The sequence below is a fragment of the Pseudomonas sp. IB20 genome, from assembly GCF_009707325.1.
Lineage (GTDB): Bacteria > Pseudomonadota > Gammaproteobacteria > Pseudomonadales > Pseudomonadaceae > Aquipseudomonas.
Map to the genome: position 1 here is coordinate 3,177,658 of NZ_CP046103.1, position 22,458 is coordinate 3,200,115.

The 22,458-nt window shown below is 60.5% G+C and carries 19 protein-coding genes and 1 pseudogene; 7 read left to right on the forward strand and 13 right to left on the reverse strand.

Going from position 1 to position 22,458, the window contains the following annotated elements; translation table 11 throughout:
• Positions 1-13: 13 nt before the first annotated feature.
• From GJU48_RS14615 to GJU48_RS14630, 4 genes are read right to left on the reverse strand one after another with little or no spacing between them, the layout of a single operon-like run.
• A complete protein-coding gene (locus tag GJU48_RS14615) occupies positions 14-511 on the reverse strand; it encodes a Csu type fimbrial protein (protein ID WP_094953326.1) in 498 nt (165 codons plus the stop codon).
• 5 nt (positions 512-516) lie between these two features.
• Positions 517-1,050 (reverse strand): Csu type fimbrial protein, encoded by a 534-nt coding sequence (locus GJU48_RS14620; RefSeq protein WP_094953334.1) that lies wholly within the window; start codon positions 1,048-1,050, stop codon positions 517-519.
• Between the two features lie 18 nt (positions 1,051-1,068).
• On the reverse strand, positions 1,069-1,614 hold the full coding sequence (locus GJU48_RS14625; protein ID WP_094953328.1) for a spore coat protein U domain-containing protein: 546 nt from the start codon (positions 1,612-1,614) through the stop codon (positions 1,069-1,071).
• Positions 1,608-2,108 (reverse strand): Csu type fimbrial protein, encoded by a 501-nt coding sequence (locus GJU48_RS14630; RefSeq protein ID WP_446033294.1) that lies wholly within the window; start codon positions 2,106-2,108, stop codon positions 1,608-1,610. The genes GJU48_RS14625 and GJU48_RS14630 overlap by 7 nt, the downstream gene beginning before the upstream one ends.
• Positions 2,109-2,323: 215 nt before the next feature.
• On the opposite strand from GJU48_RS14630, the gene zapE reads away from it, so the two are divergent.
• Together zapE and GJU48_RS14640 are read left to right on the forward strand one after the other, a co-directional pair.
• The gene (gene zapE / locus GJU48_RS14635) at positions 2,324-3,433 is read left to right on the forward strand and encodes a cell division protein ZapE (protein WP_094953332.1); all 1,110 of its coding nucleotides are present in this window, start codon (positions 2,324-2,326) and stop codon (positions 3,431-3,433) included.
• A 39-nt stretch (positions 3,434-3,472) separates the two neighbouring features.
• Positions 3,473-4,768: a protein kinase gene (locus GJU48_RS14640; protein WP_094953336.1), complete on the forward strand. Its 1,296-nt coding sequence runs from the start codon at positions 3,473-3,475 to the stop codon at positions 4,766-4,768.
• A 121-nt stretch (positions 4,769-4,889) separates the two neighbouring features.
• On the opposite strand, the gene GJU48_RS14645 is transcribed toward GJU48_RS14640, so the two are convergent.
• Positions 4,890-5,597, reverse strand: a complete 708-nt coding sequence (locus GJU48_RS14645) for a YebC/PmpR family DNA-binding transcriptional regulator (protein ID WP_034120341.1) — start codon at positions 5,595-5,597, stop codon at positions 4,890-4,892.
• Positions 5,598-5,713: 116 nt separating this feature from the next.
• Positions 5,714-6,553, reverse strand: a pseudogene (locus tag GJU48_RS14650) (LysR substrate-binding domain-containing protein); the annotation flags it as partial.
• Positions 6,554-6,666: 113 nt separating this feature from the next.
• Here GJU48_RS14650 and GJU48_RS14655 point away from each other — a divergent pair.
• From GJU48_RS14655 to GJU48_RS14665, 3 genes are all read left to right on the forward strand, one after another.
• Complete coding sequence (locus tag GJU48_RS14655; RefSeq protein WP_094951500.1) at positions 6,667-7,776, forward strand: 2-aminoethylphosphonate--pyruvate transaminase; 1,110 nt, start codon at positions 6,667-6,669, stop codon at positions 7,774-7,776.
• A gap of 29 nt (positions 7,777-7,805) precedes the next feature.
• On the forward strand, positions 7,806-8,645 hold the full coding sequence (gene phnX / locus GJU48_RS14660; protein ID WP_155296029.1) for a phosphonoacetaldehyde hydrolase: 840 nt from the start codon (positions 7,806-7,808) through the stop codon (positions 8,643-8,645).
• A gap of 94 nt (positions 8,646-8,739) precedes the next feature.
• Positions 8,740-9,297, forward strand: a complete 558-nt coding sequence (locus GJU48_RS14665) for a cytochrome b (protein WP_094951496.1) — start codon at positions 8,740-8,742, stop codon at positions 9,295-9,297.
• Here GJU48_RS14665 and GJU48_RS14670 read toward each other — a convergent pair.
• Positions 9,287-10,177, reverse strand: a complete 891-nt coding sequence (locus tag GJU48_RS14670) for a 1-aminocyclopropane-1-carboxylate deaminase/D-cysteine desulfhydrase (protein ID WP_094951495.1) — start codon at positions 10,175-10,177, stop codon at positions 9,287-9,289. The genes GJU48_RS14665 and GJU48_RS14670 overlap by 11 nt on opposite strands.
• Positions 10,178-10,234: 57 nt before the next feature.
• Positions 10,235-12,274, reverse strand: a complete 2,040-nt coding sequence (locus tag GJU48_RS14675; protein WP_094951494.1) for an NADPH-dependent 2,4-dienoyl-CoA reductase — start codon at positions 12,272-12,274, stop codon at positions 10,235-10,237.
• Positions 12,275-12,485: 211 nt separating this feature from the next.
• On the opposite strand from GJU48_RS14675, the gene GJU48_RS14680 reads away from it, so the two are divergent.
• On the forward strand, positions 12,486-13,616 hold the full coding sequence (locus GJU48_RS14680) for a carbon-nitrogen hydrolase family protein (protein ID WP_094951493.1): 1,131 nt from the start codon (positions 12,486-12,488) through the stop codon (positions 13,614-13,616).
• A gap of 4 nt (positions 13,617-13,620) precedes the next feature.
• The gene (locus GJU48_RS14685) at positions 13,621-14,655 is read left to right on the forward strand and encodes an AraC family transcriptional regulator (RefSeq protein ID WP_094951492.1); all 1,035 of its coding nucleotides are present in this window, start codon (positions 13,621-13,623) and stop codon (positions 14,653-14,655) included.
• 289 nt (positions 14,656-14,944) lie between these two features.
• On the opposite strand, the gene GJU48_RS14690 is transcribed toward GJU48_RS14685, so the two are convergent.
• From GJU48_RS14690 to clpX, 5 genes are all read right to left on the reverse strand, one after another.
• A complete protein-coding gene (locus GJU48_RS14690) occupies positions 14,945-15,835 on the reverse strand; it encodes a DUF2242 domain-containing protein (protein ID WP_256671151.1) in 891 nt (296 codons plus the stop codon).
• Positions 15,836-15,978: 143 nt separating this feature from the next.
• Positions 15,979-17,853, reverse strand: coding sequence for a SurA N-terminal domain-containing protein (locus tag GJU48_RS14695; protein ID WP_094951486.1), 1,875 nt, complete (start codon positions 17,851-17,853; stop codon positions 15,979-15,981).
• Between the two features lie 231 nt (positions 17,854-18,084).
• Positions 18,085-18,357 carry an HU family DNA-binding protein gene (locus GJU48_RS14700; protein ID WP_003174819.1) on the reverse strand — a complete coding sequence of 91 codons (273 nt, stop codon included), beginning with the start codon at positions 18,355-18,357 and terminating at the stop codon, positions 18,085-18,087.
• Positions 18,358-18,505: 148 nt separating this feature from the next.
• On the reverse strand, positions 18,506-20,902 hold the full coding sequence (lon, locus tag GJU48_RS14705) for an endopeptidase La (RefSeq protein ID WP_094951485.1): 2,397 nt from the start codon (positions 20,900-20,902) through the stop codon (positions 18,506-18,508).
• A 192-nt stretch (positions 20,903-21,094) separates the two neighbouring features.
• Positions 21,095-22,378, reverse strand: a complete 1,284-nt coding sequence (gene clpX / locus GJU48_RS14710) for an ATP-dependent Clp protease ATP-binding subunit ClpX (RefSeq protein ID WP_017136464.1) — start codon at positions 22,376-22,378, stop codon at positions 21,095-21,097.
• Positions 22,379-22,458 lie beyond the last annotated feature (80 nt).

Genomic DNA, 22,458 nt, shown 5'->3' on the forward strand with positions numbered 1-22,458 from the left:
ATTGCCAATCGCCTTACCACGACAGCTGCACCTGCAACGTGTCGCTGTACGTCCCCCCAGGCGTATTACCCGGTAACTGCACTCGCCCATAAATCGGCAAGGTGATACTGGCCGCGTTGCTGTAGGCCACACTCACGCTTTGGCTGACCCCCAGGCTCTGGCTGAACGCCGCGTCCTGAAACAGCTGATAGGCCACTTGGGCACTGCCGCTATTGAGCTGCATCCGCCGACCACTGTTGTTGTGCAAACCGCCGTCGACACTCATGTTCAGCGCGACACCCGGCGTACATTGCAAGGTCACGCCACCGGTGAGCGCGACCGACGCTGTGCTGGTCGCCAGTGCCGAATACGTGCCGAAAGCCAGGCTGCCGTAGTTCGTGCCACCACCGACCACCAGGCACCCGGGCGTGATCGTCGCGCTGACCTGGAACGATTGACTGGTCACCGCCAACAGCGACACCGGCATGCCCCAGCCGATGCACACTGCCAACGCCCACGCTGCCCGGCTCATGGCACTTAGAACGTCAGGGTCACGTTAACCGTGTCGGTATAAGTACCGGCGGGCAGCCCGGCCTTGCCATTGGCCTTACCGTAAATATTCACGGCCTGGGCCACCCCGGTACTTGGCGCCAGGTTGATAACGCCACCGATGGCCAGCAAATTCGAATGGCCGCTGTCGGTGTAGAGGTCGTACGGCACGTAGTTGGCAACGCCGTCGTACAGCGCGCGTGCACCGCCAGTGGACTTGCCGTCATTGGCGCCGGCAGACACGGTCAGCGTCGGCGAAGTACCCGCAGAACACAGGATCGACAACGCGCCACCGCCACCGCCCAGCACCTGGCCGTCGGCTTCAGTGAACAGGCTGTTGGCCGTGCCGAAGTTCAAGTTACCGAAGCTCATCCCGCCGGTTGCCGCCGCGCCATTGACCTGGCAACTGCTGGTCAGCACCAGGGTCGCGCTGACCGTGCCGGCCACGGTGGCCGCCTGCGCGCCCGCCACCCACACCAGCGCCATCAATGGAAAAACCGCCTTCAATACACGTGCATGCATGATGTTCATCCTCAGGGTTTACCAATCCAGAGTCACCGTCAGGGTGTCTGTATAGATGCCGGCCGGTAGGGCCTTGGTATTCGCCACCACCAAGCCGAATACCGGGATCGGTACTTGTGTGCCCTTGGTCACGACGAAATTGCGTTGCTGGCCGATGCTGTAGGCGCTGCGGCCCAGCGGGTCGGCGGATAGCCGATAGGGAATGGTGTGGAGGCCGTTGCTCAGGCGTCGGGTAGCGCCGTCGCCATGGGCGCCACCGTCGATGGTCACGGTGAAACTGCTGACCACCGAGGGGTTGCAGGACACCGACAGCGGCGCCTTGTCGACATCAGTCACCGCTGCGCCCAACAGGTTGTTCCACGTCGGCCCCTGGCTGCCGAAGTCGAGCAACATGCTGCCGCCCGTAGGGCTGACCGGCGCGCTCTCGACACCTTTACTCACCTCGCAACTGGCGGTGATCACCAAGCGCGCGTGGACCTGGCCATTGACCGCTGCGGCCTGGGCGTCATCCGCCAGCAGCAACAGACTGCCCATGGCCACGAGGGCCCAGCCCCGGCTTACCACGTGACTGTGACCTTGAGCAGGTCGGTGTAGCGGCCGACGGCGGGGATGTCCTTGAGCGGTTCGATGCGGCCATACAGAGGTAAGTCGACCGAGCCCGAGTCCGGCACACGGCCGCTCAGCGGTTGATTGACGGGCAACGGAATCCGCCGCGCGGCGTCGGCGTAAATGCGATAGGGAATGGGTTGACTCGAAGAGGTCGCGGCGCTCAGGTAGCGCACTTCGCCGACGCCGCCATGCAGGCCGCCGTCAACACGCACTTGATACGGCGTGCCGGGGTTACATTCCAGGCGCGGCTGGCGCTGGCTGATCAGGGCCGCACTCAAGGGGCCGGCGGGGTCATCCAGACGCGGGCCGCCGCCGAAATCCAATAGGCCAAGCTGCTCGATGCCGGCACTGCGGGTGGTCCCCACCAGTTGGCAGCCGCGCTGCACGTCGATGCGCACCTCCACTTGGAGTTGCGTGCCGTAAACCGTGTTACAGAGCATGGCGCCCATAACTGCCAATACTGCTCGTCCCTTCACAGCCCCAATTCCTTATATAGGGTTGACAACTGTGTATGAGGTTAGCCATTTAAAGAGAAACTGCCAGTTTGGTCAGCATTGCCCCCACGCCATGCTTTTTCGCGATAGCTGGCGACGCCCTTCTCTATTGGTCAAACCGCGGCGAGCGCCCTAAAGTAGGCGACCACCGCACTACAGAGTGACTCGCATTGGCCGTGCTTTCCGTGATCCAGCGCCTGCTTGGCAAAAAGACCGACGTACAGAACGCCTCGCCGATCCCGGCGTTTTTTGCCCAAAAGGCCAAACAACAGGGCTACACCCTGAGTGCCGGCCAAACCCAGGCGATTACCGCCCTCGCCCGTCAGACCCAGCACCTGCTCGCGGGCCTTGCCACGCGCAGCCTGTACCTGCACGGCCCAGTGGGGCGCGGCAAAAGCTGGCTGCTCGATGGGTTTTTCCAGGCGTTGCCGATTGCCGAAAAGCAACGCGTGCACTTCCACGCGTTTTTTGCCCGCCTGCATCGCGGCATGTTCCAGCACCGTGAGCACGACGACGCCCTGGGCGTGACCCTGGACGAGCTGCTCGCAGGCTGCCGGGTGCTGTGCTTCGACGAATTCCACGTCCACGATATCGGCGATGCGATGCTCATCAGCCGCCTGTTCAAAGCCTTGTTCGAGCGCGGTGTGCTGGTGCTGGTGACCTCCAACTATGCGCCCGCAGGGTTGCTGCCCAACCCGCTGTACCACGAGCGTTTCAAGCCGGTGATCGACCTGATCGCCGCGCGCATGGACGTGCTGGAAGTCAGCTCCCCCCAAGACTTTCGCAGCCTGCCCCAGGCGCATGCCGAGCAGCGCTTCAGCGCCGGCCAGTATGTGTGGCCGGGGACGCCCGCTCAGCGTCAAGCGCTCGGGCTGCCCGCCACGGATTGCCCGGCGCAGACCCTCAAGGTCGGCAACCGCCAGTTGGTTTGCCGCAGCCATCAGGCGCCGACTATCGCCTTTACTTTCAACGACCTCTGCGAACAGCTCACCGCCGTGATGGATTACCTGCTGCTATGCCAGGACTTCGACCACTGGATCATCGACGGGCTGCCGCAACTGGCCGAATGCCCGATCGCCGTACAGCAGCGTTTTATCAACCTGGTGGACGTGCTTTACGACCAGGACAAACGCCTGACCCTGATCGGCCACCAGCCCTTGGCTGAATCCCTGGAAGGCCAGGCCATCGACCTCGCCCGCACCGCCAGCCGTCTGCATCAATTACAAAAAGCCGAGTTGCAAACGGACTGCCCGCAACCCGCACCCGACCCGGTATCATGAGCGCCTTTTACGCCCTCTTGCCGAGTGACCGCGCCGTTCATGAATACCCTTGCCCAACTCAAGGCCGGCCAACTGGCCGGTATCAAACGCCTGGACCTGGCCTGCGGGCTGACCGAATTCCCGCGGGAAATCTTCGAGCTGGCCGACACCCTGGAAATCCTCAACCTCACGGGCAACGCCCTGAGCAGCCTGCCCGACGACCTGCATCGCCTGTCGCATTTGCGCGTGCTGTTCTGCTCGGACAACGCCTTTACCGAGCTGCCGCAATGCCTAGGCCAGTGCGCCAACTTGAGCATGATCGGCTTCAAGGCCAACCAGATCAGCCACGTGCCCGCCGCCGCCCTGCCGCCGCAGTTGCGCTGGCTGATCCTCACCGATAACTGCATCAGCCAATTGCCCAGCGAATTGGGCGAGCGGCCGCTGCTGCAAAAACTCATGCTCGCCGGCAACCAACTGACGGATCTGCCGCAAAGCCTGGCGAACTGCTACAACCTCGAGCTGATCCGCATCGCCTCCAACCGCCTGACCCACCTGCCGGAGTGGCTGCTGACGCTGCCGAGCCTGACGTGGTTGGCCTACGCCGGTAACCCGGTGGAAATGGCAGTGGACGTGGCCGCCGATGACGCGACGCCGAACATTCCCTGGTCTGAACTGGAGCTGGGCGACGTGCTGGGCGAAGGTGCCTCGGGGATCATTCGCAGGGCGTTGTGGAAGCCACAGGCGCTGCCTGTCGCGGTCAAGCTGTACAAAGGCACGATCACCAGCGACGGTTCACCACTGCATGAAATGCAGGCCTGCATCGCCGCGGGGCTGCATCCGAACCTGATCAAGGTGGAAGGTCGCGTGGTGGGCCACCCCGATGACCAGGCTGCGCTGGTGATGGACCTGATCGACCCGAGCTACCGCAACCTCGCGGCCCTGCCGAGCCTGGCGTCGTGCACCCGCGACATCTACGAGCCGAGCACGCGTTTCAGCGTTGAAGTGGCCTTGCGCATGGCGCGGGGGGTTGCGTCGGTCGCGGCGCACTTGCATCGGCAGGGCATCACCCATGGCGACCTGTACGGCCACAATATCTTGTGGAATGCCGCTGGCGACTGCTTGCTCGGGGACTTCGGCGCGGCGTCGTTCCATGCCACGGCGGACACCTTGGAAACCAGGGCGTTGCAGCGCATTGAAGTGCGCGCGTTTGGGGTGTTGCTGGGGGAATTGTTGGAGCGGGTTGAGACTGAGTTTAATGACGAGGGGCTGGTAGCGCTGCACAAACGCTGCTGTCAGCCTGATGTGTTGGCGCGGCCGGGGTTCGAAGAGATCGAAGCACTGCTCGACTTGGAGTGAAACTCGATACAAATGTGGGGGCTGGTTTGCCTGCGATGGTGGATTTTGGGGTGGCGCTTGGGAACCCCCCTCAAAAACCACCATCGCACGCAACCCCGCGCCCACTTTTTTGAACCGCGCCTTAGCCAGCCAGACCAACGAACATATCCTGCACGTCATCATGGTTGTCCAACCCTTCCAGGAAGGCCTCGACTTCAGCCATCTGCTCATCAGTCAAACCACTCACCGGGTTCTTCGAGAGGTAACCCAACTTGGCCGACAACACGGTAAAACCCTGCTCCGGCAACGCTTTCTGCACAGCATCCAGGTCGGTGGTTTCGGTAATAAACAGGGTGGTCCCTTCTTCCTCGCCGTCTTCGAAATCCTGGGCCCCAGCTTCAATGGCGGCCATTTCCGGATCAGCGTCCGGCGTGTCCGGCGACGCTTCGATCAACCCGACATGGTTAAAGTCCCAGGCCACGGAGCCGGAAGCACCCAATTGCCCTTTACGGAACGCCACACGAATCTCCGCCACAGTGCGGTTGATGTTGTCGGTCACGCATTCAACGATCAGCGGCACCTGGTGCGGGGCGAAACCTTCGTAGGTCACGCGGTGGTACTGCACGGTTTCACCCAGCAGACCGGCGCCTTTCTTAATGGCGCGCTCCAAGGTTTCCTTGGGCATCGAGGCCTTTTTGGCCTGCTCTACTACCAGACGCAGGTGGGCGTTGGTCGCGGTGTCGGCACCGTTACGGGCGGCGATGGTGATTTCTTTCACCAGCTTGCCAAAGATTTTGCCCTTGGCATTGGATGCCGCTTCTTTATGTTTGACTTTCCACTGTGCGCCCATGACTCACTCTCTTCATATCCATGGCGCCGAGACGTCTACTGGCCGGCGCTTTGGGGGCAGAGTTTATAGCGCAAAAACGCGCTAATCCACCAAAAAACCGGCCATGCCCCTCTCGAAAACGCCTGGATCAGCCGCAACGAGCGGCGCCGCTCCATGCAGCCGAGCATGTGCCGGTTGAGCAACCCATCGCCCTGGATCGCAATCGCTTGCACCCGTGGGTCCGGACTGACCTCCATCGATGAGACCACGCCCACGCCCAGCTCGGCGGCGACGGCTTCGGTCACCGCCTCGCGGCTGTCCAGCTCCAGCAACACCTTGGGTTGCACCTTGGCCACCCGGCAGGCGTCATCGAAGGTGCGGCGGGTGATGGAAGTCGGTTCGCGCAGCACCATGATCACCTCGTGCAGCTGTTGCAGACGAATGCCGTCGGGCTGCGCAGCCAACGGGTGACTGACGGGCACCAACGCGCAGATGCGCGACTCACTCAGCGGTTGCAGGTGCAGGCCGTTACGCGGTTCCACCTCAGTGAGCACCGCCACGTCCGCATGCTCGGACAATAGCGCCGCCAAGGTTTCCTGGGCATTGCCCAGCCGCAAGTTGACGGTAATGCCGGGATAGCAGGCGCGCAGGCTGGCGATCATCGGCATCACCAGGTGTGGGCCATCCGCCGCGACTTCGAGGCGCCCGGTAAGCAACTGGCGATTGGCCTCTAACAGCGTCTGCGCCTCGTCCACCAGGCCGAAGATCGCCCGAGTGATCGCGGCCAGGCGAATGCCCTCCTCGGTCAGCTCCACGCGCCGAGCTGTGCGGCGCAACAGCGGGATCTGGTAGTGCTCTTCCAGCGCCTTGATATGCCCGGTCACCGCCGGCTGGCTGATGAATAGCCGCGCCGCCGCTCGGGTAAAGCTGCCCTCGCGGGCCACCGCATCGAATGCACGCAGTTGGAACAAGTTCATAGCTATCGGCCTCACTGATAGCTCGCATAACAACAAACAATTTGATTGATGACAAGCCAAACTGCAATTTAGGCGCCGTAGATTCAACCCCCGATACCTTGCGAGGAATTGAGATGAGCCCTGCCGCGCCGATCCTGCTGACCCCTGGCCCACTGACCACATCGAACCGCACCCGTCAGGCAATGATGGTGGATTGGGGCTCCTGGGATGACCGTTTCAACCAACTCACCGCGAGTGTCTGCGAGCAGTTGCTGGCGATCCTCAACGGCCAAGGCAGCCACCATTGCGTGCCCTTGCAAGGCAGCGGCACCTTTGCCGTCGAAGCCGCCATCGGCACCCTGGTGCCGCGCGACGGCAAGGTACTGGTGCTGATCAACGGCGCCTACGGCAAGCGCCTGGCGAAGATCTGCGAAGTGCTCGGCCGCGATTTCAGCACCTTCGAAACCGCCGAGGATGAACCCACCACCGCCGCTGACGTCGACCGCCTGCTGCACGCCGACCCGGCCATTACCCACGTGGCGCTGATCCACTGCGAAACCAGCACTGGCATTCTCAACCCGCTGCCGCAGATCGCCGATGCAGTGAAAAGCCACGGCAAACGCCTGATTATCGATGCCATGAGCTCCTTCGGTGCACTGCCGATCGATGCTAGCGAAGTGCCGTTCGACGCACTGATCGCAGCCTCCGGAAAATGCCTGGAAGGCGTGCCGGGCATGGGTTTCGTCTTCGCCGACAAACAGGCACTGGCCGCCGCACAGGGCAACTGCCATTCCCTGGCGATGGACCTGTTCGACCAACACAGCTACATGGCCAAGACCGGCCAATGGCGCTTCACCCCACCCACCCATGTGGTCGCGGCCCTGCACGAAGCACTGCTGCAATATCAAGAAGAAGGCGGCCTGCCCGCGCGTCACCAACGCTACGCCCGCAACTGCCAGGCACTGCTGGACGGCATGGCCGAACTGGGCCTGCGCAGTTTTCTGCCGGCGGCGATCCAGGCCCCGATCATCGTGACCTTTCACGCCCCAAAAGACCCGCGCTACCAGTTCAAGGACTTTTATGAGCGGGTCAAGGCCAAGGGTTTCATCCTCTACCCCGGCAAATTGACCCAAGTGGAAACCTTCCGCGTGGGCTGCATCGGCCACGTCGATGCGCCCGGCATGCGCGCAGCGGTCAAGGCGATCGCCGAGGTGCTGCAAGCAATGGAAGTGTTGGACGTTTGACTGCCCCCATTACCCACAGGATCTGAACCATGAACTATCAAAACCCCAACACCCTCCAGGCCGTTATCCTCGACTGGGCCGGCACCGTGGTCGACTTCGGCTCCTTCGCCCCCACGCAAATCTTTGTCGAAGCCTTCGCCGAGTTCGACGTACAAGTCTCGATCGAAGAAGCCCGTGGCCCGATGGGCATGGGCAAGTGGGACCATATCCGCACCCTTTGCAACCAGCCAGAAGTCGCCGAGCGCTACCGCAAGGCCTTCGGCCGCACACCGACCGACGACGACGTCACTGCCATCTATCAGCGCTTCATGCCGTTGCAAATCGAGAAAATCGCCGAACACTCGGCGCTGATCCCTGGCGCCCTCGACACCATTGCCCGGCTGCGTGTGCAAGGCATCAAGATCGGCTCCTGCTCCGGCTACCCCAAGCAAGTGATGGACAAAGTTGTCGCCCTGGCGGCCACCAATGGCTACATCGCCGACCACGTGGTCGCCACCGACGAAGTACCCAACGGCCGCCCGTGGCCAGCCCAGGCGTTGGCCAACGTGATCGCGCTGGGCGTCGATGATGTGGCGGCCTGCGTGAAGGTCGACGACACCGTGCCAGGCATTCTCGAAGGCCGTCGCGCCGGCATGTGGACCGTGGCGCTGACCTGCTCGGGCAACGCGCTGGGCCTGACGTACGAGCAGTTCCGTGCCCTGGACAGCAGCACCTTGGCCCGCGAGCGCAAGCGTATCGAAGCGATGTTCAAAGACTCGCGCCCGCACTACTTGATCGACACCATCAACGACTTGCCGGATGTCATCGCGGATATCAACCAGCGCCTGAAAAAAGGAGAAATGCCTGAGCCTAACCCAGTGAAAAATTGATTTACCGCAGGCAGTTCCTGAGAAACCGGCTTACAGTTACAGGACTCCGTCGCTAAAGAACGGAGGTTTGCCCTGATGAGTGAGGAAGAAAGCGATGCCGTGGAAAAACTCCGATACGCGCTACAGCACCATGTCGATTGCGTTGCACTGGTTGATGGTGCTGCTGCTGGCAGTGGTTTACGCCTGCATAGAGTTACGCGGCCAGTTCCCCAAAGGCAGTGGCGCGCGAACACTGATTGTCGAAATGCACTTTATGTTCGGCCTCACCGTATTTGTGCTGGTGTGGCTACGCCTGTTTGCCCGCAGCCTGGGCGTGGCGCCGAAGATCGTGCCGACACCGCCGCAATGGCAAAGCCTGCTGGCGACCCTGATGCATGTGGCGTTGTATGCGCTGATGATCGGCATGCCGATTGCGGGTTGGCTGATCGTCAGTGCCGAGGGCCATTCGGTGATGTTTTACGGGATTGAGTTGCCGCCGTTGATCGCTGAAAACAAGGCGCTGGCCAAAGAGATTGAGCACTGGCATGTGCTGTTCGGCCAGGTCGGCTACTGGCTGATCGGGCTGCATGCGCTGGCCGGGATCATTCACCACTACATCCTGCGAGACAACACGGCGCTGCGCATGATGCCGGGCAAGAAGGCTATCCCATAAACCCTCGGCGGCCTTGCAGGCCGCCGGTATGCACGAAGATCAGGCGAGTGCCGGGAGTAAAACGCCCGGCCTCGATCTGTTGCTTGAGCGCCAGCAACGCCTTGGCGGTATAAAGCGGTTCCAGCGGTAAACCGCAGGCCTGTTCCGTGGCGTGCATGAACTCAAGCAATAGCGGGTCTACCTTGGCGAAACCGCCTCGGCTTGCGTCCAACAATTCATACCCCTGCTGCACGATAGCCTGCACGTTCTGTGCAACACCGTGATCCTCCGGCACCGCCATTGCGCCGTATACCGGATGTGCCCCCGCCTCTGCCAGCGCCAGCCCGGCCAACGTGGTGCCGGTGCCCGCCGCCAGCCACCACGCGTCGTAATCGGCCCAACCGAGGTTGCTCAACTGCCCGCGCGCTTGCTCGACCAGCACCGCGCAACCCACTGCACCGGTTATGCCACCGCCGCCTTCGGGCACGGGGTACAACTGCGGATACTGTTCGCGCCATGGCAGCCAGAAACCTGGCTCGTGACGTGCACGATAGCCGCCATAGCCCAGCCAATACAGCTGCATGCCGAAGGCTTTCAGATCAAGGACGGTGGGCGTGTCTTGAGGGTGGCCGCGCAGCAGGCCCACGGTGGGGAAATCAAAGCGTTTGCCGGCTGCCGCGAGTGCGTGCAGGTGGTTGGAGTGAGCACCGCCCAGGCTGATGACCCCGCTGGCACCGGAGGCTTGCGCCTGGGCCAGGTGTTCGGTGAGCTTGAACCACTTGTTGCCGCTGATCAGCGGGTCGATGCAATCCAGGCGCAACACGGCCACCTCGACGCCGTTCAGGCAGTCCAGCTGCAAGGGTTCAAGGGGCGCGTGGGGAAGCCAGTCGAAAGGGCCCATCGGGAGGCATCTGAATGAAAAAAGGGGCGGTAGTCTAACACCGCCCCTTCTTTCGTCTTACAGCTCGGCAGCGAGGCGCGAGCCCTGGTTGATGGCCCGTTTGGCATCCAGCTCGGCCGCTACATCGGCGCCGCCGATCAGGTGCACGTTCTGGCCGGCGGCGACCAGGCCGTCCTGCAGTTCGCGCAGCGGGTCTTGCCCGGCGCAGATGACGATGTTGTCCACCGCCAGCACCTGCGGCTCGCCCTCGGCGCCGATGCGGATATGCAGGCCTTGATCATCAATGCTCAGGTACTCGACGCTGTTGAGCATCTGCACGCGCTTGTTCTTAAGGCCCGTGCGGTGGATCCAGCCGGTGGTCTTGCCCAGGCCGTCGCCGACCTTGGAGGTCTTGCGTTGCAGCAGGAACACTTCACGCGCCGGGGCATGCGGCGCAGGCTTGATGCCGGCCACGCCACCACGGGCTTGCAGCTGGGTGTCGATGCCCCACTCTTTCCAGAACGCGTCGCGGTCCAGGCTGGTGGACACGCCCTCGTGCACGAGGAACTCGGACACGTCGAAACCGATGCCGCCGGCGCCAATCACGGCCACGCGCTTGCCCACCGGTTTACGCTCGAGGATCACGTCCAGGTAGCTCAGCACCTTGGCGTTGTCGATACCCGGGATAGCTGGCGTGCGCGGCGCAATGCCGGTGGCCAGGATGATTTCGTCGTAACCACCTGCCGCGAGTTGCGCAACATCCACGCGGGTGTTGAGGCACAGCTCGACGTGGGTGGTCTGCAATTTGCGCTTGAAGTAGCGCAGGGTTTCGAAAAATTCTTCTTTGCCCGGCACACGCTTGGCGATGTTGAACTGGCCGCCGATCTCGCTGGCGGAGTCGAACAAGGTCACTTGGTGACCGCGCTCTGCCGCCACAGTGGCCGCCGCCAAGCCCGCGGGGCCAGCGCCCACCACGGCGATTTTCTTGATCTGCTTCACCGGCAGGTAATTCAGCTCGGTTTCGTAGCACGCGCGCGGGTTGACCAGGCAGGTGGTCAGCTTGCCGCCGAAGGTGTGGTCCAGGCAGGCCTGGTTGCAGCCGATGCAGGTGTTGATTTCATCGGCGCGGCCGGCTGCGGCCTTGTTGACGAACTCCGGGTCGGCAAGGAACGGCCGCGCCATCGAGACCATGTCGGCATCGCCTTCGGCGAGGATCTGCTCGGCAATTTCCGGGGTGTTGATACGGTTGGTGGTGATCAGCGGAATCTGCACCGCACCGCGCAGCTTGGCGGTGACTTTGCTGAACGCGCCACGCGGCACTTTGGTAGCGATGGTCGGGATGCGCGCTTCGTGCCAGCCGATACCGGTGTTGATAAGGGTCGCACCGGCCTGCTCGATGGCCTTGGCCAACTGCACGATCTCTTCCCAGGTGCTGCCGCCTTCGACCAGGTCGAGCATCGACAGGCGGAAAATAATGATGAAGTTCGGGCCTACCGCTTCGCGTACGCGGCGTACGATTTCCACCGCCAGGCGCATGCGGTTTTCGTAGCTGCCGCCCCAACGGTCGGTGCGGTGGTTGGTGTGGGCGGCCAGGAACTGATTAATGAAGTAGCCTTCGGAGCCCATGATTTCGACGCCGTCGTACTCGGCGACCTGGGCCAGCAGCGAGCAGGTGACAAAATCCTGGATCTGCTTTTCGATGCCTTCTTCGTCCAGCGCCTTGGGCTTGAACGGGTTGATCGGCGCCTGGATCGCGCTCGGTGCAACCTGCTTGGGGCTGTAGGCATACCGGCCGGCGTGGAGGATCTGCATGCAGATCTTGCCGCCGGCTTCGTGTACGGCCTGGGTGACGATCTTGTGCTTCTGCGCTTCTTCGTCGGTGGTCAGCTTGGCAGCACCGGCGTACACGCCGCCTTCATCGTTCGGGCCAATACCGCCGGTGACCATCAGGCCGACGCCGCCACGGGCACGTTCGGCAAAATACGCGGCCATGCGTTCGAAGCCGCCGGGTTTTTCTTCAAGCCCGGTGTGCATCGAGCCCATTAGGGTGCGATTGCGCAACGTGGTAAAACCCAGGTCCAACGGGGCCAGTAGGTGCGGGTAGGCAGCAGCGGTCATGGTACAGCTCCACAACGGATCATCACGGGACGTGGAAGGCTCGAATGGCCTGCCATCGGTTTATGTCCCACAGACTAAGAGGCGATGGACTACCGCTCAATGACCTAAACTGACAACTTATTGATCGAAATGTACAGCGCCCCTTGGCAAGCGGGCACATGGGCCCTACCCTAGTCGCGAACCCTGCACACGGTCTGTTGTCTGTTGCCCCATGCGTAAACTTCTAGCATTCACTCTGATCATGGCCCTGGTTGCCGCCGTTTCTGCCTATCTGGTCTGGACCCAGGAGCGCCCCGTGGCGCACTACCTGTCGGACTTGCGCATCACCTTGGCCGTCAATGAAGGCGAGCCTGCCGATCGCGGCAACTTGTTGGGCATCCAGCCGGAGCTGTTCCCCGCCGATTACCAGAGCCTGGAACGCCTGCACCTGAAGCTTGCGGCCTACCTGCAAAAGGCCCAGGACCAAGGGCTGATCAATGAAAAAACCATCGTGGTGCTGCCGGAACATATCGGCACCTGGCTGATGCTCAGCGGCGAAAAAAACGAGCTGTACCAGGCAGTGCATTTGAAGGATGCAATGAACTGGCTCTCGGCGAGTAACCCGCTGCAGTTCGCACGTGCGTGGATCAGCGCCAAGGGCGATAACCGCATGGACGACGCGTACCTGCGCATGAAAGCCCCCGCCATGGCCCGCGACTATCAAGTGCTGTTCGGCGGCCTGGCCAAGGAATTTGGCGTCACGCTGGTGGCCGGCTCCATTGCCCTGCCCAACCCGAGTGTCGAACAAGGGCAACTGCACATCGGCCATGGCGCGCTGTACAACGCAAGCCTGGTGTTTGGTGCCGACGGCCTGCCGGTGGGCCAGCCGCAGCGCCAGTTCTATCCGATCTACGATGAGCGCGGGTTTATCGAACCGGGCGATGAAAACATCGTCAGCGTGGTCGATACCCCGGCCGGGCGTCTGGGTATCCTGATCGGCAGCGACAGCTGGTACCCGGACAACTACCGCAAACTCAATGAGCAAGGCGCGCAATTGGTCGCGGTGCCGGCCTTTGTCATTGGCCGCGACACCTGGGACCGCCCATGGCGCGGTTTCAAAAGCGTCTCGACACCGCCCGAAATCAGCCTCAAGCCCGAAGAACTCAGCGAAGGCGAAGCCTGGCGCCGCCTGACCCTGATCAGCCAACAGCCGATCAGCCAGGCGACCGCCGGCATGAGCGTGTTCCTGCGCGGGCAATTCTGGGATTTGGGCACCGCCGGGCACAGCTTCCTCAGCAGCAACGGGCAAATCAACGCCGACAGCGGTGCCCGTGGTGCGCGCCTGCTGAATATCTGGCTGTAGCGCCTTGAAGCCGGTGCGCCTTGGCGATCTGTCGGTGGGCTTCGTGCACACCCTGGCGGATGCTATTCAAAGTCATGGCCTGGACCCGCAACCGCTTTTGCTGCAATACGGTCTCGACCCGGCGCGCCTTGCCGAAGCCGGCGCGCGTTTGTCGATCCCGCGCTATATGCGCCTGGGCCACGCGGCCATCCAACTGACCGGCGACCCCAGCCTGGGCCTGCGCATGGGCCAGCTCAGCCGCTTGAGCCAGGCAGGCCTCGCGGGTGTCACCGCCGCCCAAGCCCCCACTGTGCGTGAAGCCGCGCGCACGCTGACCCGCTTTGAAGCGCTGTACGGCTCCAACTATCGCGGGCAGTCAAGTTTTCATGAGGATGCCGAAGGCGCCTGGCTGCGCTTTTATTCCATCAGTCCGTACAACGCCTACAACCGTTTTGTGGTGGATTCGATTATCGCCGGCTGGTTGCAGCAATTGTCCAGCCTGGCTCAGCAACCGCTGCAAGCGCAGCGCATCGACATCGAATTCCAAGCCCCCGAGTACAGCGAGCAGTACAGCGTACTGGGCGACAGCCCGGTGCACTTCGGCGCCGAGGCCAATCAATTGCGCCTCAGCCAACAGACGTTGGCACTGCGTAACCCGCAGCATTGCCCGAGTACCTGGCAGCTGTTGTTGAAGTTGTGTGAACACGAGTTGGAGCAGTTGACCCGCACCCGCAGCCTGCGCGAGCGCATTACCCGGTTGCTGGGGCCGATGCTCAATGGCGGCCGGGAACCCGACCTGGAAGAAGTGGCGGCACGCTTGAAGCTGCCAACCTGGACGCTGCGCCGCAAACTGGCCGAAGAAGGCACTCAGTTTCGCGCGATTCTCAACGATACCCGCCGCGATTTGGCCATGACCTACATTCGCGATACGGAACTGGCGTTCGGCGAGATCGCCTACTTGCTCGGTTTTGCCTCAGCCCAAGCCTTTCAAAGGGCGTTCAGGCGCTGGAACAACCAGACCCCAGGGGAATTTCGCCGCAGTCAGCGGCATTCCGCCTGAAGTCGGTATTACAGCTCAGTTGCGTCATCGACCGGATCCAGCGGATCCAGTTCAAACGCGTGGTACTCCAGCAGTTCTTCTTGGTAATCGTCCATGGTGGACTCCTTGTGGGTTTAAAGCGGCTGCCAATAAATGACCTGCACAGCCAGCCTAAAGTGCCGCGATGACAAAAAAATGTCTGCGCCATGACGTTCCTGCACGTGCTGATTAAACGTAGCAACGTTGGGTTGATTTAGCATTTGGGTGTTGATGCGCGATTGCAATCATTGCAAGTGCAATTACTTTTCCATTAGGGTACGAACTTCTGCTGCCAGGAGCCTCGCCCCATGCCCGCCTCTACCGCAAACGCCGCGCAGCTGTGCATCGACGCACTCACAGGTGGAATGGCTTCTGTTGGCGCCGGCAAGACCGGATTGGTCGGCGCTGCCGCTGGTGCAGGTGCAGGTGCAGGTGAAGGTGCAGGTGCAGGTGAAGGTTCTGCCTGCGGGGCAATCGGCGCCGCCTCCACTGGCGGTGCCAGGGGTTCGGAGGCGGCAGGCGCTGCCGGTGCTTCTTTCGGTGCCTCGACCTTCTCGGCGGCCGGAGCCGCCTTGGGTTCCGGCACACCGAGTTCAGCCTTGGGCTTCTCAGGAATATGCTCGGCCTTCTTCACTTCCTGCGGCAGAAACACGTCCACCAGCGCGAAGTAACGCTCATAAAACTTTGGCGCTGAGACCGTCTCGCTCGCGACCTTCACCATCGAGTCATCGGTGGAGCCAATCGGCATCGACACCGAACCCAACACGCCGACACCCAGGCTCGCGGAGTTGTTGACCTTCTTCAGCGCGTAGCGATCCTGCAAGGCATTGGCAAACATCGTCGAATGCTTAGCGCCTTTGCCATCATCGGCACACACCACGTTGAAGCTGATCTGCAGGTGGGTTTCGCCCGTCTGCTGGAAGCTCTTGTTACCGACCACCAGCTTCGGATCGCTGCTGGTGATGATGTAGCCCTGGCTCAACAGCGCACGGCGCGCCGCTTCACAGGCCGCCACGTCGCTGACCGGGTAATCACGGGAGAACGTACCGGAGTCGTCGAAATTCTCATGTTCGTAAATAGCGGTCTTGGGTGACGAGCAGCCCGCGGCGCCCGCCAGCACCAGCGCCAGCCCGAGGCTACGCAAGTGAAATGATGTCGACATCGAAAATCCTGAGGAAAACAGTCCGGGCGGTATTGTGCAACAGAACGAGGCCTTGGCGCGCGCATTCCTGTCGGTAAAACGTCACAGGCCTACAGGACAGCGCCTGCAGGAAAAAGCCCGGCACCAAGGAGCGATCACCAACATCAGAATTTCTTGATGTCAGCCTTGGTTTCCAACTGCTTGCGGAACGCAGCAAAGTCTTGCTGGCCGATACGCGAAGCGAGGAAGCGGCGGTATTGCGCCTTTTCTTCGTCCGTCGGCGCAGCCGCTTCGTTCACGCCGTTCAAGCGCACGATCACCAGGCTACCGTCAGCCAGGGTCACGGTGGTGAAGGTCGGCTTGTCCTTGGCCGCAGGCTTAGGCATGCGGAACAGGGCTTGCAGCACGGCAGGTTCGACCCCTTCGGCGCTACGGGTAGCCGCTTCAGTGACTTTCCACGCCTGGCCGTCGATCGGCTGGTTCAGCGGGGTCTTGCCATCGCGCAGGCTGGCGATCAACTCGTCAGCATGAGCCTTGGCAGCCGCGCTGGCGCGTTCCTTGGTCATCTGCGCACGGATCGCGGCAGAGACGCTTTCCAGTGGCAGTTGCGTAGGCTTCAGGTGCTCTTTGGCTCGCAGCACGATGATGGTTTCAGGGTCCAGCTCGATGGCGGTGCTGTTGGCACCCTCATCCAGCACTTCCGGGCTGAACGCTGCGGTGACCACGGCGCGGTTGGCTGCAACGCCTTCGCCACCTTCACGACCGAACGGCGCGGAGGTGTGCACGGTCAGCTTCAGGTCAGACGCCGGCTGGGCCAAGTCGGAAGCTTCGAATGCCGCATCTTCCAATTGCTTGGAGGCATCGACAAAGCGCTGCTCAACTTGCTGGGTCTTGAGCTCGCGGGTCAGCTTGTCTTTCAGGCTGGCAAACGATGGCACTTGGGGTGCTTCAACGCCCAACAGCTTGATCAAGTGCCAACCGAACGTGGTGCGTACCGGCGTCGAAACCTGATCCTTGTTCAACGCGTACAGCGCCGTTTCGAAGTCCGGGTCGTAGACGCCTGGGCCGGCAAAACCGAGGTCGCCGCCATTGTTGGCCGAACCTGGATCCTGGGAGAACTCCTTGGCCAGGGCTTCAAACTTCTCACCCTTGGCCAGGCGTGCCTGGATTTCTTCGATCTTGGCCTTGGCTTGCGCCTCGGTGACCTTGTCGTTGACTTCAATCAGGATATGCGCGGCACGACGCTGTTCAGCGAGGTTGGCGGTTTCTTTCTGATAGGCAGCCTGCAGCTCTTCGTCCTTGACGGTGACCTGGTCGAAGAAGGAAGACTTCTTCAGTTCCAGATAGTCGATAACCACCTGGTCCGGGGTCATGAACTCTTTGGCGTGCTGGTCGTAGTAAGCCTTGACCTCGTCGTCGGTGAGCTTCACCGCCGCAGGGTTGGCCTTGATGTTGACGGTGGCGAAATCGCGGGTCTGTTTTTCCAGACGGGCGAATGCCAGCACTTCGGCGTCGGTGACGAAACCGCTGCCGGCGATACCTGCGCGAACCTGGCCGATCAGCATTTCCTGGGTCAACATCTGACGGAATTGCATGCGGCTGTAGCCCAGTTGACGGATCACCTGGTCAAAGCGTTCGGCGCTGAACTTGCCGTCCACCTGGAATTCCGGAGTCTGCAGGATCACCTGATCCAGGGCCGCTTCAGAGAAGCCGAACTTGGAATCAGCCGCGCCTTGCAGCAACAGCTTGCGATCGATCAGACCCTTGAGGGCCGCATCGCGCAGCAGTTTTTCGTCCAGCAGAGAAGCATCGAAATCCTTGCCCAGCTGTTGCATCAGCTGGCGACGTTGCATGTCGACGGCCTGGCTCAATTCGGTTTGGGTGATTTCTTCACCGTTGACCTTGGCCACGTCCTGCGTGTTGTTGGTCGAAGCCTGGAAAATAGCCTCGATACCGGTGAACGCCATCAATGCGACGATGATCCCGATAATAGTTTTGGCAATCCAGCCTTGTGAATTGTCCCTGATATTCTGCAGCATGCGTCCCCCAGAAACGGTTGATCTTCAAGAATTAGGCAACCGTGGAGCGTGGGTAGAGTCCGGATAGAAGAAAGGCGCATCCGAGGATGCGCCTTCTCGTAACTGGCGGAGCGGACGGGGGTTTGAACCCACACCCCCGGCGTGGCGACCCGATGGATACTTGGGTCGGCTGCCGCTCCGCTGCCAGGCCAGACCTGCGTCCGACCCGGGTAGGTAAGGCTTGAACGAAGCTTAGTTAACGGCTTCTTTCAGGGCTTTACCGGCTTTGAAACCTGGTTTCTTGGCAGCAGCGATTTGCAGTGCTTTGCCAGTCTGTGGGTTACGGCCAGTACGCGCTGGGCGGTCAGTCACAGAGAAAGTACCGAAGCCTACCAGCACTACGGAGTCGCCGGCCTTCAGAGCGCCAGTGACGGATTCGATTACTGCGTCCAGCGCACGGCCAGCAGCAGCTTTCGGGATATCAGCGGATGCGGCGATAGCATCAATCAGTTCCGACTTGTTCACTCTAAGTCCCCTTATATATCTATTGAGTATGATTCTAAGTTTTTTGGTGAAAGCAAAAACCAGTGCTGAATGGCCTACAGACACTTAAGAGCCGCTTTATAACAAGGGCTCTAAAAAGCTGTCAAGGAAGCCCCCAGGCTTATTCGCATTAATGCGTGCTAATTCTTTCCTTGGAATCAGACTCACGTTTTTCGTCCTTAGCGACAATCTCCGGAGCCACATCCGGCAAGGGCTCCGGCGCGTATTGCAGCGCAATTTGCAGGACCTCGTCAATCCATTTAACCGGTTTAATCTGAAGATCCGCCTTAATATTGTCCGGAATTTCCTTCAAGTCGCGAACATTCTCTTCAGGAATGATCACGGTCTTGATTCCACCCCGGTGCGCAGCGAGCAATTTCTCTTTCAGACCACCGATGGCCAATACCTGACCACGCAGGGTAATTTCGCCAGTCATTGCCACATCGGCGCGCACAGGGATGCCGGTCAATGCCGACACCAGGGCCGTGCACATGCCTACGCCAGCGCTAGGGCCGTCTTTGGGCGTTGCCCCTTCCGGCATATGGATGTGGGTGTCGTGCTTCTCGTGGAAGTCCAGGGGGATCCCCAGGCTCTTCGCGCGGCTGCGCACCACGGTCTGCGCGGCCGTGATGGATTCGACCATCACATCGCCCAGCGAACCCGTTTTGATCAGTTGGCCTTTGCCCGGGATCACCGCGGCTTCAATGGTCAGCAATTCGCCGCCCACCTGGGTCCACGCCAGGCCAGTCACCTGCCCTACTTGATCCTGCTGCTCAGCCAGGCCGTAACGGAATTTTTTCACACCCAGGAAGTGTTCCAGGGAGTCGGCAACCACCTTCACCGAGAAGCGTTTTTCCAGTGCGTGTTCTTTGACCGCCTTACGGCAAATCTTCGCGATCTGGCGCTCAAGGCCCCGTACACCGGCCTCGCGGGTGTAGTAACGCACGATGTCACGGATAGATTCGACATCAAATTCGATCTCGCCCTTTTTCAGGCCGTTGGCCGAAATTTGCTTGGGCGCGAGGTATTTGACAGCGATGTTGATCTTCTCGTCTTCGGTATAACCCGGCAGACGAATCACCTCCATCCGGTCCAGCAAGGCTGGCGGAATGTTCATGGAGTTGGAGGTGCACAGGAACATTACGTCGGACAGGTCGTAGTCGACTTCCAGGTAATGGTCGTTGAAATTGTGGTTCTGCTCAGGGTCGAGGACTTCGAGCAATGCCGAGGCCGGATCGCCACGCATGTCGCTGCCCATTTTGTCGATTTCATCGAGCAGGAACAGCGGGTTGCGCACACCCACTTTTGTCATCTTTTGAATCAATCTTCCCGGCATCGAACCGATGTAAGTCCGACGATGGCCGCGAATTTCCGCTTCATCGCGCACACCACCGAGGGCCATGCGCACGAATTTACGGTTGGTGGCGTTGGCAATCGACTCAGCCAGGGACGTTTTACCGACACCAGGAGGACCCACCAGGCACAACACCGGGCCACGAATCTTCTTCACACGCTTTTGCACGGCGAGGTATTCGAGGATGCGTTCTTTGACTTCTTCGAGGCCATAATGGTCGGCGTCGAGAATATCTTCGGCACGAGCCAAGTCCAGGCGCACTTTGGTCTGGGCCTTCCACGGCACTTGCACCAGCCAGTCGATGTAGGAACGCACCACGGTGGCTTCGGCCGACATCGGCGACATTTGCTTGAGCTTGTTCAGCTCGGCGTTAGCCTTGGTCAGGGCGTCTTTCGGCAGGCCGGCGGCGTCGATGCGCTTTTTCAGCTCTTCGATTTCGTTGTGGCCTTCCTCGCTGTCGCCGAGTTCTTTCTGAATGGCCTTCATCTGCTCATTCAGGTAGTACTCGCGCTGGCTGCGCTCCATTTGTTTCTTCACACGACCACGGATGCGCTTCTCAACCTGCAGCAGGTCGATCTCGCCATCCAGCAGTGCCAGCACGTGTTCGACACGGGCCGACAGGTCGATGATTTCGAGGATGTCTTGCTTCTGCTCAATTTTCAGCGCCATGTGCGCAGCCATGGTGTCAACCAGGCGGCTTGGCTCATCAATGCTGTTGAGGGACGACAGGACTTCAGCCGGGACTTTCTTGCCCAACTGCACATACTGCTCGAACTGCGAGAGCAGGCTGCGCACAAACACTTCGGATTCGCGCTCAGGGGCTTCGACTTCGTCGATCAGCGCCACTTCGGCGCGCAGGTGGCCATCCACCTCCATAAAACGTTCCACCGCGCCGCGCTGCTCGCCTTCTACCAGCACCTTGACGGTGCCATCGGGCAACTTGAGCAATTGCAGGACAGTAGCAATGGTACCGACGCGATACAGGGCGTCTTCGCCTGGATCATCATCAGCTGGATTCTTCTGGGCCAACAGCAGAATCTGCTTGTCGCCCGTCATCGCAGCCTCGAGGGCTTCGATAGACTTCTCGCGCCCCACGAACAGCGGGATAACCATGTGCGGATAGACGACGACATCACGCAACGGCAGGAGAGGCAATTCGATGGTTGTCTTCATGATTTCGCCTCTATGACAGTTGAAAAGTAAGCTTGAAACCAAGATGGGGGCTGCTTGCAAAAAAAACAAGCTCAATGCCAGCAGTTAAACGCATGAATAAACGCGAATTTAAAATAACTGCCGAAAAAAACCGACCACAAAAAAACAAGGGGCCCCGAAAGGCCCCTTGCTTGTACTGCGACGACTAAACGCTTACGCGTCGGGTGCAGCCTTGGCAGCCGGCTCACTGTTTTCGTAGATATACAGTGGCTTGGACTTGCCCTCAATAACGCTTTCGTCGATCACCACTTTACTCACCTCGGACTGCGAGGGAATTTCATACATGGTGTCGAGCAACACGCCTTCGAGGATCGAACGCAAACCACGTGCACCGGTCTTGCGCTCCAGTGCCCGCTTGGCCACTGATTTGAGTGCGTCGGTACGGAACTCGAGGTCTACACCTTCCATCTCGAACAACTTGGCATATTGCTTGGTCAGGGCGTTTTTCGGCTCGGTGAGGATCTGAATCAACGCAGCCTCATCCAGCTCGTCCAACGTGGCCAGGACCGGCAGACGGCCAACGAATTCCGGGATCAGACCGAACTTGACCAAATCGTCAGGCTCGACTTCACGCAGGGACTCGCCCACCTTCTTGCCTTCTTCCTTGCTGCGCACTTCCGCACCGAAACCGATGCCGCCACGCGTGGAACGCTGCTGAATAACCTTCTCCAGACCGGAGAACGCACCGCCACAGATGAACAGGATGTTGCGCGTATCAACCTGAAGGAATTCCTGCTGCGGGTGCTTGCGACCGCCTTGTGGCGGTACGGAAGCAACCGTGCCTTCGATCAGTTTCAACAGAGCTTGCTGCACGCCTTCACCGGAAACGTCCCGAGTGATCGACGGGTTGTCGGACTTGCGCGAAATCTTGTCGATTTCGTCGATGTAGACAATACCCATCTGGGCTTTCTCTACGTCGTAGTCGCACTTCTGCAGCAGTTTCTGAATGATGTTCTCGACATCTTCACCCACGTAGCCAGCCTCGGTGAGGGTGGTGGCGTCGGCGATGGTGAACGGAACGTTCAGCAGACGAGCGAGGGTTTCTGCAAGCAAGGTTTTACCCGAGCCTGTAGGACCGATCAGCAAGATGTTGCTCTTGCCGAGTTCGACTTCGTCGCCTTTCTTGTCACGCTGGTTCAAGCGCTTGTAGTGGTTGTACACCGCTACGGCCAGAACCTTCTTTGCACGCTCTTGACCAATCACGTACTGATCAAGGATGCCGCTGATTTCTTTAGGCGAAGGTAATTTATGCGCGCTGCTCTCGGCCTGGGCTTCCTGCACCTCCTCGCGGATGATGTCATTGCACAGGTCGACGCACTCGTCGCAGATAAACACCGAGGGGCCGGCAATCAATTTGCGCACTTCATGCTGGCTTTTGCCGCAGAAGGAGCAATAGAGCAGCTTGCCGTTGTCCTCGCCGTTGCGGGTGTCAGTCATTCGTTCGATCCAAATCCGATAGGCTTGCAACACAAGATGAAGGCTTATGCGGGCTTTTTCAAGCCCGCCGGTGGTCGGAC